General features: G+C 53.8%; 11 protein-coding genes and 1 tRNA gene. 8 read left to right on the forward strand and 4 right to left on the reverse strand.

Annotation, left to right across the window (positions count from 1 at the left end; all coding sequences use genetic code 11):
* On the reverse strand, nucleotides 1-2112 hold a 2112-nt coding region (locus tag BUE76_RS23180; protein ID WP_216820724.1), incomplete at its 3' end, for a glycosyl hydrolase family 95 catalytic domain-containing protein.
* A 461-nt stretch (nucleotides 2113-2573) separates the two neighbouring features.
* On the opposite strand from BUE76_RS23180, the gene BUE76_RS23185 reads away from it, so the two are divergent.
* The 3 genes from BUE76_RS23185 to BUE76_RS23195 all read left to right on the forward strand — a co-directional run bounded on the left by BUE76_RS23185 (nucleotide 2574) and on the right by BUE76_RS23195 (nucleotide 7569).
* Nucleotides 2574-6689, forward strand: a complete 4116-nt coding sequence (locus BUE76_RS23185) for a hybrid sensor histidine kinase/response regulator transcription factor (RefSeq protein ID WP_073038906.1) — start codon at nucleotides 2574-2576, stop codon at nucleotides 6687-6689.
* A 219-nt stretch (nucleotides 6690-6908) separates the two neighbouring features.
* On the forward strand, nucleotides 6909-7178 hold the full coding sequence (locus tag BUE76_RS24620; RefSeq protein WP_073038908.1) for a hypothetical protein: 270 nt from the start codon (nucleotides 6909-6911) through the stop codon (nucleotides 7176-7178).
* Complete coding sequence (locus BUE76_RS23195) at nucleotides 7144-7569, forward strand: response regulator (protein ID WP_073038911.1); 426 nt, start codon at nucleotides 7144-7146, stop codon at nucleotides 7567-7569. Before BUE76_RS24620 ends, BUE76_RS23195 begins: the two co-directional genes overlap by 35 nt.
* Before the next feature lie 120 nt (nucleotides 7570-7689).
* Here BUE76_RS23195 and BUE76_RS23200 read toward each other — a convergent pair whose 3' ends face one another.
* Nucleotides 7690-9006, reverse strand: coding sequence for a GntP family permease (locus BUE76_RS23200; RefSeq protein WP_073039443.1), 1317 nt, complete (start codon nucleotides 9004-9006; stop codon nucleotides 7690-7692).
* 334 nt (nucleotides 9007-9340) lie between these two features.
* Here BUE76_RS23200 and BUE76_RS23205 point away from each other — a divergent pair, with 334 nt between their 5' ends.
* The 5 genes from BUE76_RS23205 (at nucleotide 9341) to BUE76_RS23225 (ending at nucleotide 13943) form a co-directional block, all read left to right on the forward strand.
* A complete protein-coding gene (locus BUE76_RS23205) occupies nucleotides 9341-10582 on the forward strand; it encodes a multidrug effflux MFS transporter (RefSeq protein WP_073038912.1) in 1242 nt (413 codons plus the stop codon).
* A gap of 538 nt (nucleotides 10583-11120) precedes the next feature.
* Nucleotides 11121-11846, forward strand: a complete 726-nt coding sequence (locus BUE76_RS23210) for an outer membrane beta-barrel protein (RefSeq protein WP_073038914.1) — start codon at nucleotides 11121-11123, stop codon at nucleotides 11844-11846.
* A gap of 207 nt (nucleotides 11847-12053) precedes the next feature.
* Nucleotides 12054-13244, forward strand: a complete 1191-nt coding sequence (gene hflX, locus BUE76_RS23215) for a GTPase HflX (protein ID WP_073038916.1) — start codon at nucleotides 12054-12056, stop codon at nucleotides 13242-13244.
* Between the two features lie 96 nt (nucleotides 13245-13340).
* On the forward strand, nucleotides 13341-13694 hold the full coding sequence (locus BUE76_RS23220) for a Rieske (2Fe-2S) protein (protein WP_245798235.1): 354 nt from the start codon (nucleotides 13341-13343) through the stop codon (nucleotides 13692-13694).
* Nucleotides 13695-13869: 175 nt separating this feature from the next.
* Nucleotides 13870-13943, forward strand: a tRNA-Asn gene (locus tag BUE76_RS23225).
* 179 nt (nucleotides 13944-14122) lie between these two features.
* Here BUE76_RS23225 and BUE76_RS23230 read toward each other — a convergent pair.
* The gene (locus BUE76_RS23230) at nucleotides 14123-14407 is read right to left on the reverse strand and encodes a helix-turn-helix domain-containing protein (RefSeq protein ID WP_073038920.1); all 285 of its coding nucleotides are present in this window, start codon (nucleotides 14405-14407) and stop codon (nucleotides 14123-14125) included.
* A gap of 342 nt (nucleotides 14408-14749) precedes the next feature.
* Nucleotides 14750-14964: hypothetical protein (locus BUE76_RS24960; protein WP_216820725.1), on the reverse strand; the 215-nt coding region annotated here is incomplete at its 5' end.

Genomic DNA, 14964 nt, shown 5'->3' on the forward strand with positions numbered 1-14964 from the left:
GGGCAGGAGGTGCACGGCGCCATCGGCACTTTGCAGCAGCATCTCGGTAATACCCGACGTGCAACCAAAATTACCGTCGATCTGGAAGGGCGGGTGGGCGTCAAAAAGGTTATCGTAGGTGCCGCCACCGCCTTCGTTGCTGCCCACGGGCGACAACTGGTCCTGGATCAGTTTATAGGCGTGGTTGCCATCCAGCAGGCGTGCCCACCAGTTTACCTTCCAGCCCATGCTCCAGCCGGTGGACACATCGCCCCGGTGCAGCAGGGTGGTGCGGGCCGCGCTGTACAGCGCCGGTGTGCGGTAGGGCGATATCTGGTTGGAAGGAAACAGCCCGTACAGGTGCGAAATATGCCGGTGGTTGTCCCTGGGGTCGTCGAGGTCTTCGAGCCACTCCTGCAGCTGGCCATGGCGGCCCACCTGCATGGGGGGCAGCTGCCGGCGCATACGGCGCAGGGTATCGGCAAAAGCGGCATCCCTGTTCAGGATTTCGGCAGCGCGGATGGTGGTGGAAAAAATATCGTACACGATCTGGTTGTCCATGGTAGCCCCGGCATCGATGGCTGCACCCTGCCGGCCCTTGGGCGCATTTTCGGGCGACATGCCCGGGTTGACCACCAGCCAGGAATACCTGGGATGCGCCACCAGGAAGTCGGTGTAAAAAGTGGCGGCTTCTTTAAAGATGGGATAAGCTTCGGCCAGGAAAGCACGGTCGCCGGTATAGAGGTAATGCTCCCACAGGTGCTGGCTGGTCCAGGCGCCACCGGCGTTCCATACGCCCCAGAGCGGCCCGTCTACGGCGCCGGTTGTGCGCCAGATATCGGTATTGTGGTGGGCCACCCAGCCCCGGGCGCCATACATATCCCTTGCCGTTTGCCTGCCGGTTTGGGCCAGTTCCCGCACCATTTGCAGGAAAGGCTGGTGCAGCTCCGAAAGGTTGGCCTTTTCCGCAGGCCAGTAGTTCATCTCCGCATTGATATTGATGGTGTACTTGCTGTCCCAGGGCGGGTTCATCCGGTGGTTCCAGATGCCCTGGAGGTTGGCAGGTTGCCCACCCGGCTGCGAAGAAGAAATGAGCAGGTAGCGCCCAAACTGGTAATACAGGGTTGCCAGCTGCGGGTCGTTGCCGGAGCGGAAAGCTTTCAACCGCTCGTTGGTAGGCAGCCGGGCTCCTTCTGTGCTGCCCAGGTCTAGTTTTACCCGGTCGAAATACCTGCGGTAAGCAGCCACATGCGCCTGTAACAGGGAGGCAAAAGGTTTTGCAGCGGCCTTGTCCAGGTATTCGGCGGCCCGGCTGTCGGGGTTACCACCCAGGTTATTATAGCTGTTGAAATTGGTAGCGATGGAAATATAGATGGTGGCCGCATCGGCGTCTTTTACCAGCAGGGCCGTATCGTTTGCCGATAGGCTGCCGCCTTCCAGCCGGATGCGGGCCAGGGCTTTGAAGCGTACCATACCTTTTACGCCTTCATGGTCGATGGTGGTGCCTTCAATGGTCAGCTCCTGCTGCGGGGTGGTGTGCACCATGGCCTTGGGCTGCGGCGTGGTAAAATAGGCGGCAAAGGAGATACTGCCCCCCTTGCTGGCGGTGAGGCGCACCGCCACCACCCTGTCCGGGAGGGAGGCAAGGACCTCGCGCTGGTAGGTGATATCTCCCACGGTGTAGGAAGTTTTGGTTACGGCCCGCTCAATATCCAGTTCCCGGGCATAATTGGAATACCCTTTATGTCCTTCAAAAGCCAGTTGCAGGCTGCCCACCGGCTCAAACATCTGCCCGTGCGATTGCTGGCTGATGATGGTTTTGCCTGCCAGTTGCTCGGCCTCCTTGTGTTTGCCGGCATAGATCAACTCTCGGATTTGGGGCAGGGCGGCCAATGCGGCAGGGTTATCGTTGCGGGTGGGGCTGCCGCTCCAAACGGTATGTTCGTTCAGTTGCAGGGTTTCCTTTTCCACATTGCCATATACCATGGCGCCTAAGCGGCCGTTGCCGATGGGGAGGGCATGTTCCCATACGGTGCCTGCTGGCTGGCGGTACCACAACCGGAGCCCCGCCTGGCTTTGGGCATGCACAAGGGTGTAAAAGGTAAGCAGGCAAAAAAGTATTGGCAATCGCATATGGTATGTTGCTGGGTAATTGGACACCCTGGCCATTCCAAGTTAAGCAGTACTCGGAAAGTTGTACCAGGGTTTATCCCCCACCCATTCTTTAAACCAGGGTTGCTCACCCCGGAGGTTGCCAAAACTATGGGCCACATATAACGGCGGATGCTTCATTTGTAGAAGCTTAGGGAACAAATGTTTGCCTGATGCTGGAATTGTAGTGGAAGAAATAAATTCGTGAAAACAAGCCTTTACCGATTTTTACCCTTTCACTTACGCGGCCCGGATATTCCGGAATGCGTCGCTAACTGTTGCACGATGAGCCTTTTTTCAGCCAGGAGTTGTATGGTATCCCCTTCAAGCATTTTACCACTAAATATCCAATGCCGGGAACACTGCCCGTCGTTGCCACCCATTTACCAGTACTGCTAGCCATTTTTTCATGTTGCCCAGCAGCCTTTAAGTTGCTTTATCCAATGTTCAGGAAGCTTGCCCTTTTTTGTTTTTGTCTGATTGGCCATGCGTCACTTACCCGGGCGCAACAGGACGATATCAACTTCACAGCCATCACCACCAAGGATGGCCTGTCGTCCAATACCGTTAATACCATTCTTAAAGACCGGTACGGCCAGGTATGGTTTGGCACCGAAGACGGCCTTGATAAATTTGACGGCCTTAACCTTTCCATTTACCGGCATATACCGGGCAACAAGGAAAGCCTGCCTGCCAACGAGGTGCTGGCCCTCCACGAAGACCAGGCAGGCAATATCTGGGTGGGCACCAGTGGCGGTTCGCTGAGCCGCTACGACCGGCAGTATAACCGGTTTGTCAACTATCCTTCCGCCGAGCAGGGCATCAGCAATAGCGTGATCAGGGGCATCAGCAGCGACAATGCCGGCAGGATCTGGGTGGTACACTACGATGGCGTGGACATCCTGGACCCCAAAACCAAAAAAGTGGAAAAACTGGTGCTCTCTCCCGATGGGCAGGGCACCACTATTTTCAAGGATAGCAGGCAGCGGATCTGGATTGGTACCAGTGCAGGCCTGTTCCGTTTTCAGCCCGGAACAAAATCGCTCACCCGTTTTGTGTATACCGGCAACTCCAGTACAGGCCTTGCCGGCAACCAGGTGAATGCCATTACCGAAGACAGTTCCGGAAATATCTGGATTGGTACCAGTACCGGTCTCAGCATGCAGCGGCCGGGCTCGGCGGTTTTTACCAATTACAGGCTCGACAGCAACCTTACCAACGGGTATAATGGTAACAGCATCAATGCTATTGCCGTGGACGGCGATAAACTGTGGATTGGCAACAGTACGGGGCTGGACATATTCCAACCCCGTACCGGCAGCATTACCCGGCTGCGCCAAAACGTTCGCGACATCCATAGCCTGAACACTTCTTCGGTGCGCTATATCACCATCGACAAGCAGGGCATCTATTGGCTGGGTACTACCGGTGGCGGCGTGAACAAGTACGACAAAAACCTCAACCTCTTCAACCTGGTGCGCAGCAACCAGTTTGACCCTTTGGGACTGAATACTTCGGTAGTTACTGCCTTTGCCGACGGTGCCGGCGGGCAGGTGTATGTAGGGACGCAGGGTGGTGGGCTTAGCCTGTACGACCCTGTTAATAAAATATTCAGGCGGGTTCCGCTTGTTTCGGGCCGCAAAAACGGCAGCCGGTACATAACTATTTTAACCCTGAAAAAGAACCGCCGGGGACAACTCCTGGCCGGCACCTATGCCGAAGGCCTTTTTGTGCTGGACGCATCCGGTGCCCTTTACCGCCAGTTGCTGCAGGGCAACCAACCCGAAGACCTCAACGGCAACGAAATTTACAGCATCCTGGAAGACCGCAACGGCAACCTGTGGGTGGGCACCAATGGCAATGGCATCAATATCCTGGACCGCGACTTTAAGGTAATCCGGAGGTTTACGCCCACTCCAAGGGCACCCAACGATTTCCTGCTGCCCTTCAATGGCTATATCCGCGACCTGGCGGAAGACCGCAACGGCGATATCTGGATTGCCACGCATGGCGGCGGCATCGCCCAGTACAATCCCGGTTCGGGCCAGTTTAAAATATTCAATACCGAAAACAGCAAGCTCCCCAACAACAAGGTACAGTCGCTGCTGATGGGCAGCGATGGCAACCTGTGGGCCGGCACTTTTGGCAGCGGCCTGGCCCTGTTTAACCGCGCTACCGGCCAGTTCAGCGTGTTCTCCGAAAAAGAAGGGCTGCCCAACAGCACCATTTACAAGATCGTCAGGGCCCCGGAAGGTACCATCTGGGTGAGCACCAATAAGGGCATCAGCAGCATCGACCCCATCAAGAAGGTGGTACACAACTACAATTACCACAACGGCCTTCAAAACAACAATTTCATCAGGGGTGCCGGTTTCCTGTCGGCCAATGGCACCCTGTTCTTTGGCGGGCTGGAGGGCTTCAATTACTTCAACCCCAAGTACCTGAAGCGCAACGCCAATGTGCCGCAGGTGCTGATCACCGACCTGAAGATCGCCAACCAGTCGGTAACACCCGGCCCCGACGGGCCGCTCAGGGAAAACATCCTGGTGGCCAAAGAAATCAACCTGGACTTCAAGCAGAATTTCACCCTCAGCTTTGTAGCCCTCAACTACACCTCGCCGGAGCAAAACCAGTATGCCTACAAGCTGGAAGGCTTCGACCGCGACTGGATCGATGCGGGCCATGCCACATCCGTATCGTACACCAACCTCGACCCTGGCGAGTACCGCTTCCGGGTAAGGGCCAGCAATAACGATGGGATCTGGAACGAAAAAGGAACTGCCATCACCATCATCGTTCACCCACCCTTTTGGCGGAGCAATTACGCCTATGCTTTTTACCTGCTGGCTGCCATCGCCCTGGTGTACTACCTGCGCCACCGGAGCATGCAAAAACTAAAGCGCAAGTACCTGCTGGAGCAGGAGCGCTTTCATACCGAGCAGGAGCGCAAGCAGGCCATGCACCTGCACGAACTGGACCAGCTCAAGATCAAGTTCCTCACCAACCTGAGCCACGAGTTCCGTACCCCCATCTCGCTGATACTGGGCCCGGTGGACAGCCTGTTGCAACAGGAAAAAAACCCGCAAACCAACGGGCAGCTCCGCATGGTGCGGCGCAACGCCAAAAGGCTGCTCAACCTGGTGAACCAGTTGTTGGACTTCCGCAAAATGGAAGAGAAAGAACTGAACCTGCAGCTCTCCGAAGGCGAGCTGGTTTCCTTTATCCGCGATGTGGCCGACTCGTTCCGGGACCTGGCCGAGCGCAAGCGGATCGACTTTGTTTTCCGCAGCGGCCTCGATCATTTTTACACCCGTTTCGACCAGGATAAGATCGAACGCATCCTGTTCAATGTGCTGTCCAACGCTTTCAAGTTTACTTTGGAAAGGGGCAGCATTGCCCTCATACTGGAGCCGGGCGGAACAACAGAAGCGGGTACCGCTTCCTGGGTCAATATCAAGATCAGCGATTCGGGTGTGGGTATTTCCGCCGATAAGAAAGACCAGGTATTCGACCGCTTTTTCCAGGACACTTCGGCTGCGGCCATCCTCAACCAGGGCACCGGCATCGGGCTGGCCATCACCAGGGAATTTGTGAGGCTCCATGGTGGCAGTATAGCAGTAGACAGCGAACTATCGAAAGGCACCACCTTTACCATCAGGCTGCCCTTTATACCGCTGGAAACGCCCGCAGCAACAGTACCTCAAGATGCTGATGCAGCATTGGAGGAAGACAGCCCCGAACTGGCCCCTATGCCGGCAGAAGAACTTGTAGCTGCGGCAAACGGCACCACGCTCCTGCCCACGGTGTTGCTGGTGGAGGACAATGAAGATTTCCGTGCCTACCTGAAAGAAAACCTGCAGCAGCACTACAAGGTGTTTGAAGCCACCGATGGCAAGGAAGGCTGGCAAAAAGCGCTGGCCCTGCACCCGCAGCTTGTGGTGAGCGATATCAGCATGCCCTATATGGACGGCATCCAGCTGAGCCAGAAGATCAAGTCGGACAAGCGTACCAGCCATATACCCATCATCCTGCTCACGGCCCTTACCGGTGAGGAAGACCAGATAAAAGGCCTGCAAACCGGCGCCAACGATTATATCACCAAGCCGTTCAACTACGGCGTGCTCCATGCCAAGATCAACAACCTGCTGGTGCTGAACGATACGCTGAAGCATACCTATAGCAAACAGCTAAAGGTGGCCACACCGGATATTGAGCTTGAATCGGACGACGAAAGGCTGCTGAAAGACATCATGGCCTACCTGGAAGAAAACCTCACCAACCCACAGTTGTCGGTGGAGGAACTGAGCCGCAACATTGGGATGAGCCGGAGCTCGCTGTACAACAAGCTGCTGGAAATTACGGGGCAGACGCCGGTAGAATTTATCCGCTCGGTAAAGCTGGAAAAGGCGGCGGTGCTGCTGGAGAAAAGCGATATGACCATTGCGCAGATCGCCTACTCGGTAGGTTTTTCCACGCCCAACTATTTTGCAAAAACGTTTAAAACCAAGTACAATATGCTGCCCTCGGAATACATCACCCAACGGCGGAAAACAAACTGAAAAAGAAAAGGGTAGCTATCCTGGCTACCCTTTTCTTTTTCGCGGGGTGGATTACCATACAATAATGCGGTACCTTTCTCCGGCTGCACTGGCGGGGTTAAAAAGAATTTGCCTTCACCCGTTTGCCAAACAGCCCTAAGTGCTATCCCTTAGCAAGGCAATTTTTTTGCGAAGTGGCATATTAATTGTTCAGGTTGCGGGCATACCAAAATTGCCTTTATGGAACGCACCACAGCACGCTTTGCATCACTTTCCGAACTGGTAGATTTTCAAATGATCACCGACCAGCGCAGGGCCGTTATCGACCCGGCAGGCTGCACCCTCACCGGCCGCTTTACCGAGGCCGATCTGGAGTTGGCCATCAATGGCTACCAGGCCCGCACCCTTTCAACGGAGCAGGAGCCCAGTAGCACAGCTGGCCTTCGGTTTTCAGCAATGGCACAAAATAGCACCCATGATCAAAGGTCCCATAGTGATTGCAGAAGATGATTTAGATGACCAGGAGTTATATACAGCGGCATTACAGGAGATAGGCATCAACAATCACCAACACTTTTTCAATAACGGCAAATCAGCGCTTGAGTACCTCGTCAACACCGAGGAGCAACCCTTTATTATTCTTTCCGACATCAATATGCCCGAAATGAGCGGGCTGGAACTCAAGAAAACCATCCAGGACGACCCCTACCTCTGTACCAAAGGCATTCCTTTTGTTTTTATTTCCACCAATGCCAGCAAGGTATCGGTACGGCATGCCTATGCACTGGGTGTGCAGGGCTATTTTCAAAAACCGGATAGTATGGACCAGATAAAGGCCATGCTCCGCACCTTGTTCGAATACTGGGAACGGTGCCGGCACATCAACAGCACCTTCGAGTAGCAGAGCCAGTGGGGACAGGGTGGAGTTTAAAGTTTACAGTTCAAAGTTGGGAAAACGGGTTGCAACAAGGCAAATGAAGTCGCCGGTTTGAACTTTATACTTCTTTCAACCCTGTACCAACTAACCACCTAACCGGTACATAGCCCACACCGCTGCCATGGCCACTGCCGCCATCAGGATACTGGCAGTAGTATACACCTGCAACATTCTTTTCACGGGCAGCCCCCCAAAGCGGCTGATGACCCAGAAATAAGCGTCGTTGGCATGCGATACCGCCATCGAGCCTGCGCCCATGGCCAATACGGTAAAAAGCCGGTCGTGTTCACTATCCAGTCCCAGCGATCCCATCATGGGCTGCAGGATGGAAGCCGCGGTAATGATGGCTACCGTTGAGGAGCCCTGCGCAGTTTTCAGCAGCAGCGTAAGCCCGAAAGGCAGCAGCAGCCCCAAGGTCCTCACCCCGGGCAGCTGCATCATTTGCGTACCCAGGTTGGCCGTGGCCAGTATGGCACCAAAGGCGCCGCCGGCACCAATGATCATCAGGATGCTACCCGCTTTTTCCACACCGGCACCCATCAATTGACTGAGCTCGATACGGCTCCAGTTGCGCTTGCACAACAAGGCCAGCACAATACCTGTAAGCAGGGCCAATACCGGGTCGCCAAGGGCAAGCAGGCCATCAAACAAAGCAGCACCGCCCGGCTGCTGCAAGCCTGCAAAAGCACGGAGGGCAATCAACAGGATGGGCACAACCAGGGGTAAGAAGGCCAGGGCTACCGGCGGCATAGTTCCTTCAGGAGTAGCGCGTTCTTCCGTTATTACTTCTTCGGCGGGGTAGCGGCTGCCGGCATACCGGGCCCATGCATAACCCACCAGCATGGCGGGCACGGCAGCCACCATGCCCAGTAATATCAACCGACCGAAACCCACATTTAGGGTAACCGCCGCCGCGGCGGCACCGGGGTGCGGCGGAATCAGGCAGTGCACGGAGTACAAACCCGTTGCTAATGCTGTAGCCATTACCAGGCGGGGTGTGGCGCTGCTTTTTGCCAGCGAGTTGTTGAGGCCACTCAGTACAATATACCCGGAGTCGCAAAAGATGGGCAGCCCCACGAGGTAGCCCGTAAGGCTCATGGCCAGTGGTGCCCTGCTATTGCCCAGCCGGCGTACCAGGAAGAGGGCCATGGCGCGGGTGGCACCGTTTTGTTCCAGCACCAGCCCGAGGGTGGTACCCAGGGCCAGTATAAACCCTAACGACTGCAATAAGCGGCCAAAACCTTCCTTGCTGCTGGCGATGATTTGCGCCAGCGGCATACCCAGGCCAGCACCTACCACAAAACAGGCCAGCAAAAGGGCAAAAAAAGGATGCACCCGCAAACGGGTAGTCAGTACAATGATGAGGGCGATACCAAGCAGCAAGGAAAGGATGGCAGGCATGAGCACTTTTGTATAACCTGTCAATATAAACATTCCTGGCAAGGGTGCGGGTGCGGAAGTAAGCGGAGCTGCAACATGCAGGAAAAAAAAGGGACCATGTTATTACACATTAACCAAACACTCTTTTCTGCCATTCACACCAATCCAGCAAACCAAACAAACCTGAAAAAATGTGCATTGCACCTGTCTTTGACAAAACAGCGATGGTAAACAACGGAATGCCCCAACGTCCTTGGTACCCCCCTGGCGGCTGCAACACATCCTGCGCCACATCCAACCTCACGCCAACCGAAATCCTATATCCAAAATCCCCTGTCCCTACCTTTGCCCCGAAATGAAAAATACCAACCGCTCCCTGCTCATCCTGATCCTGGGCCTGTTGTCTGCTATCGGGCCTTTTTCCATAGATATGTACCTGCCCGGCTTCCCGGTGATCGCCCAAAAACTGAACACCACGGTGGAATACGTGGCCTATTCCCTTTCCAGCTTCTTCATTGGCGTATGCGTGGGTCAGTTGCTTTGCGGTCCCCTGCTCGATCGCTTTGGCCGTAAGCGGCCCCTGGTCATCGGCCTCCTGTTGTATATCGCCGCATCGGTAGCCTGCTCGTTTACCACCACGGCAGATATGCTCATCCTGTTTCGCTTTGTGCAGGCTTTAGGTTGCTGTGTGGCCATGGTGGCACCCAGCGCCATTGTACGCGATGTGTTCCCCGTGGCAGAAAATGCCCGCATCTTTTCCCTGCTGATCCTGATACTGGGTGTATCGCCCATACTGGCGCCTACCGTTGGCAGCTTCCTCGTAGCGGCATTCGGATGGGCATCGGTATTCCTGGTGCTGGCGGCAGTTACCGCCTTGGTGCTGTTGCTGGTGGTGCTGCGCCTCCCCGAAAGCAAGGCCGCCGACCCCTCGGTATCGCTCCGGCCGGCGCCCATTGTCCGGGGTTTTGCCAACGTGATCCGGGAGCCGCAGTTTGCCACCTATGCTTTTGCCGGTGCCATTGCCGCCGCAGGTTTGTTTGCTTACCTCGCAGGGTCGCCCTTTGTGTTTATGAGTCTTTTTGGTGTAAGCGAGCAGGCCTATGGCTGGATCTTCGCCCTTATTGCCGCAGGACTGATTGGTTGCAGCCAGCTCAATAATGTGATCCTGAAAAAATATACCAGTGCCCAGGTCATCCGCGTGGTGCTCATCACACAGGCCAGCATCGGGCTGGTGCTGGCAGCACTCACGGCCCTGCAGCTGCTCAACCTGTACAGCACCATCGGGCTGATGTTCCTGTTCCTGAGCTGTCAGGGATTTACCTTTCCCAATTCGGCAGCCCTGGCCATGGCACCCTTTACAAGCGGTGCGGGTAGCGCCTCTGCGCTGATGGGTGCCTTGCAAATGGCCTTTGGTGCACTGGCATCGGCACTGGTAGGCATATTGTTCAACAACACGGCCCTGCCCACGGCTGCCATCATGAGCTTTTGCAGCTTAATGGGATTGATGGTATTGCTCTTTGGCAACAGGCGCATCCGCTTTCAACAACGCAAGGCAGACCTGGAAGCACAGCGGCTGGAGCTGATTGAAACTTTGTAGGGGTTGGGTACACAGATGGCACCGATAACACAGATGATATTCGTTTGTGCATACCTGTTGTATCCGTGCCACCTGTGTGCACATTTCTTTGATAAAAAATTAAAAGACAGGATGGCTAACGTATTAAAACAACCGAAAACAAATGATGTAGGGGCAAGAAAAAACCCCTGTAGAAACAGAGGTCCACATGAGAAAATCGCTTTAACTGGAACAAATCTAACCGCCTTTAGCTTCGCAGCATATTAAACTCCTGTTAAGAGCCAGCTTTTAACATATAGCTAATAAGCATAGTGCTGCCGCTATGCTACCCCGTTAGCAGCCAGCCTGCAGCGCTGCGCGGCTAGTGCCCGTACTGATCAGTTTCTATTATTCAACCGGCTTTTTATCCAGCGCTGCTCCCAAACAATGCCTTCGGCTTTAGCTGCCCCAAATGCCCTACTTTTGCCCGCGCCGGTGTAGCGGGCGGGGAAAAAGGCGGCCAGGCTGCTTAACCTTTCCTTAACGGCACCGGGGCTACATTTGATTTTTAACACGATATATGAAGAAATACCTGCTCACGGCAGTGATGCTTTTTGCTTCGCTGTGGATTTTCGCTCAAAACGACAGCACCCGACCCCGTTCCATCAGCACACAGGCCCTGCCCCGTGCCAACGACCATTTTATGCTGCAGTTGGGCCATACCCAGTGGACCGGCGCTCCCGACTCCCTGCAGTTTGGTGGCCTGCCCCGCAGCTTCAACATGTATTTTCTTTTCGACTTTCCTTTTAAGACCAATCCCAAGCTGAGCACCGCCATTGGCGCCGGCATTGCCACCGATAATGTGTATTTCGACAAGATGAGTGTGGACCTTACTTCCTCCGCCACCAACCTGGCTTTCCGCGATGTGTCGGATACCAACCATTTTAAAAAGTACAAGGTAGCTACCACTTATGTAGAAGCGCCCATTGAACTGCGTTTCCGCAGCAACCCTGCCAACGACAAGAAGAGCTTCAAGGCAGCATTGGGTGTAAAAGTGGGCCTGCTGGTTGGTGCACACACCAAGGGCAAGGAGTTGCAAAACCGTGCTAACAACCGCATTGGCGATTACACCGAAAAGCTGGAGTCGAAGCGTTATTTCAACAACAACCGTATTTCATTTACCGGCCGTATAGGTTATGGCAACCTGGGCCTCTTTGGCTCTTACTCCGCTACCCCGCTCTTCCGCGAAGGGGTGGCTGCACAGATCAGGCCCCTCACCATCGGTATTACACTCAGCGGCCTTTAAGGGTATTCAAACTTTTAAAAAAAGCCACTCCAGCATACGGGGTGGCTTTTTTATTGCCCCTGCTGCAGGTCGGCCAGTACCGATCCTTCTGGCGCTTTACGCCGGGGGCTATTTCAGGCTTGATTTTTTATTTGGTTAGCTTTGTCACCGGCGGAAATCCGGCCCCCCATTACTTACCGGGTTACCGCCATTTTAATTGCAACACAGATGCTGGATAAATCAAATAAGATCAGGAACGAAGAACGGGCGGTGCTGGTAGGCCTTGTGCAGAAAGACCAAAAGGAGCATCAGATACAGGAATACCTCGACGAGCTGGCATTCCTGGCCGAAACGGCGGGCGCCATCACGGTAAAACGATTTTACCAAAAGCTGCCCCACCCCGACAGCCGCACATTTGTGGGCAAGGGCAAGCTGCAACAAATAGCCGAATACATCCAGGGCAAGGATATTGACCTGTTGATTTTTGATGACGAGCTCAATGGCTCACAGATCTCCAATATTGAAAAAGAGGTAAAGATCAAGGTCATCGACCGCTCCGACCTGATCCTCGACATATTTGCCCGCCGGGCTAAAACAGCACAGGCAAAGGCACAGGTGGAACTGGCCCAGTACCAGTACATCCTGCCCCGCCTGCGCGGTATGTGGAAACACCTGGAACGCCTGGGTGGCGGTATTGGTACCCGGGGCCCTGGTGAAACGGAGATCGAAACGGACCGTCGTATTGTACGGGATAAAATCTCCCTGCTCCGCAACCGCCTTAAGGAAATCGACAAGCAGGCCTTCACCCAGCGTAAGGACCGCGGCGAGTTCATCCGTGTATCGCTGGTAGGCTATACCAACGTGGGCAAGAGCACGCTGATGAACCTGCTGAGCAAAAGCGAGGTGCTGGCCGAGAACAAGCTTTTTGCCACCCTTGACACCACTACCCGCAAGATCGTGTACGAAAACACGCCCTTCCTGCTGAGTGATACCGTTGGTTTTATCCGCAAGCTGCCCCACCACCTGGTGGAGAGTTTTAAGAGCACGCTGGACGAAGTGCGGGAAGCCGATATCTTGTTGCACATAGTGGATATTTCGCACCCCAACTACGAGGACCAGATAGGCGTGGTAAATAAAACCCTGCAGGAACTGGATGCCTTTGAAAAGCCCATCCTCACCATCTTCAATAAAATGGACCTGTACGAAAAGAACACCTTCGACGAATGGCTGGAAGCCGATACCAAGAAGGAGATCATCAAGGACCTGGAAGAACGCTGGCAACATGCTACAGGAGGCAATGCCATCTTTGTTTCGGCACTGGAACGCACCAACCTGGAAATGCTGCGCATGCGCATTTTGGACAAGGTGCGGGAACTGTACCGCATCAGGTACCCGTATAAAACGGAGTTCTTTTATTAAGCTGCAAGTCTCTGGCTACAAGCTGTAAGTAATTTTCCTGCATGCAGCTTGTAGCTAGAGACTTGCAGCTTTTACTTATCAAAATCACTGCCCTCTTTGTCCTGGATCAAAATCGCCGAATCGGAAGCGGAAATTCCTTTTAATACCAATGGCCTTGCCGAGGTGGAAGCCGGTGGCAAAACCATATGCATCGGCCGCCATGAGGGCCGCTTGTTTGCCTTTGCCCGCAAGTGCCCGCATGCCAGCGGGCTGATGGTGGCAGGATGGATTGACCCCATGGGCAACGTGGTATGCCCGCTACACCGTTACAAGTTTTGCATGGCCAACGGCCGAAACGTATCAGGGGAAGGGTATTACCTCAAACACTGGCCCGTGGAGTTGCGCGGCGACGGCATTTGGGTGAGCATTGCGGAAAAGGGATTATTTGGGCTGCTGGGCAGCCGGAGCTGAACGATGTTTCGCCTGTAAAGAAGGCTGTCTGCCCTTCGGCAAAGCAGGAAAAGGCGCCCTAAAAATTTTTTTCAAAAAATATTTGTTCCGTATCACACCGGCCCCTTATTTTTGCACTCCCTTCAACGCTGAAACGGTAACGCAAGTAACTGATAAGCAACGAAGAAACGGATATTCCTCCTTAGCTCAGTTGGTTAGAGCATCTGACTGTTAATCAGAGGGTCGTTGGTTCAAGTCCAACAGGGGGAGCCTGGTTTTCAACCACTTGGAAAGGTCACTTCGGTGACCTTTTTCATTTTTGCAATCAATTTGCAATCAATCCCCAAAATCCCTGTCGGCGAAATAGAACTTATTCAAAGCTAGTTAAAAAATATGCCCGCATAACGCAGGCATATAAAACCATTCGGCATTTAGTAAATATTTGATGGTTAAGTTTTTTTCCGGATGTAATTCATCACTTCAGATTGCAGAAAGTATAATTTTCCTTGTTGCTTATGTGCGGGCATTCCTTTTTTAACCCAACTATTCAGCGTAACAAGTGACACCCGCAGCAGATTCGCTACTTCCCTTCTAGGTATAAATGGCTCCTGCCTTGGTTCCAAGGGCCTTTGAACTACCATATTGGCAAACTCTTCTCTTATTATTGCCCGAATCTGCCCAAGGAACTCTTCTGGATCATAAGGCAAAAGAATTGGCGTCTGCTCTCTTTTCATACCCCCTCCCACTTTTTGATTTCTGTAAAATGCATTATTCAAGCTTTCTCAAAAAGACAATGCTAAGCGACAAGCCATTCTGCGCAGGCAAATACCTGATAAACCCAAATTGCATCAGGTCCCGCATCATTTGGTTGTAAGTGGAACGGGAACTCAGCTTTGCCTGCCGCATGATACTGCTCCTTGAAATAGAGAAAGGATTAGTACTCCCCGCCCTGATGCAGGCTGCCAACAGCGCTGTGTATAGCCCAAGGTGCCCAGGCTTTACCCTTGGGTCCTCTTCTGCCAGTTCAAAAAAACTCACCACCACCTTTGCTGCTTCAACCTGCATGGTAAACCCTTTTATGCTTTACCGCCTTTACGGGACTTTGCCACCACCGGCTCTTTTATTGTGCGCTGCAGGCCCTGCAAACGCTTTTCATGCAACCGGTGCAAGAGAAAGCGGTAAGCTTCATCAAGTGTAATGCCCTGCCCATCGCTAAAAAAGTGAAATCGTTGGCTCACTTCGAAAGCAGCACGATGAGTGGTTCCCTGTTTGGCATAAGATTCAAAAGGGG

Source organism: Cnuella takakiae (assembly GCF_001953305.1).
Lineage (GTDB): Bacteria > Bacteroidota > Bacteroidia > Chitinophagales > Chitinophagaceae > Flavisolibacter > Flavisolibacter takakiae.

What these genes read in the sequence shown, in the direction of transcription:
- BUE76_RS23185 (WP_073038906.1), top strand. Translation starts at nt 2,574, where the DNA reads ATGTTCAGGAAGCTTGCCCTTTTTTGTTTTTGTCTGATTGGCCATGCG.
- BUE76_RS24620 (WP_073038908.1), top strand. Translation starts at nt 6,909, where the DNA reads ATGGAACGCACCACAGCACGCTTTGCATCACTTTCCGAACTGGTAGAT.
- BUE76_RS23195 (WP_073038911.1), top strand. Translation starts at nt 7,144, where the DNA reads ATGATCAAAGGTCCCATAGTGATTGCAGAAGATGATTTAGATGACCAG.
- BUE76_RS23200 (WP_073039443.1), bottom strand. Translation starts at nt 9,006, where the DNA reads ATGCCTGCCATCCTTTCCTTGCTGCTTGGTATCGCCCTCATCATTGTA.
- BUE76_RS23205 (WP_073038912.1), top strand. Translation starts at nt 9,341, where the DNA reads ATGAAAAATACCAACCGCTCCCTGCTCATCCTGATCCTGGGCCTGTTG.
- BUE76_RS23210 (WP_073038914.1), top strand. Translation starts at nt 11,121, where the DNA reads ATGAAGAAATACCTGCTCACGGCAGTGATGCTTTTTGCTTCGCTGTGG.
- hflX (WP_073038916.1), top strand. Translation starts at nt 12,054, where the DNA reads ATGCTGGATAAATCAAATAAGATCAGGAACGAAGAACGGGCGGTGCTG.
- BUE76_RS23230 (WP_073038920.1), bottom strand. Translation starts at nt 14,407, where the DNA reads ATGAAAAGAGAGCAGACGCCAATTCTTTTGCCTTATGATCCAGAAGAG.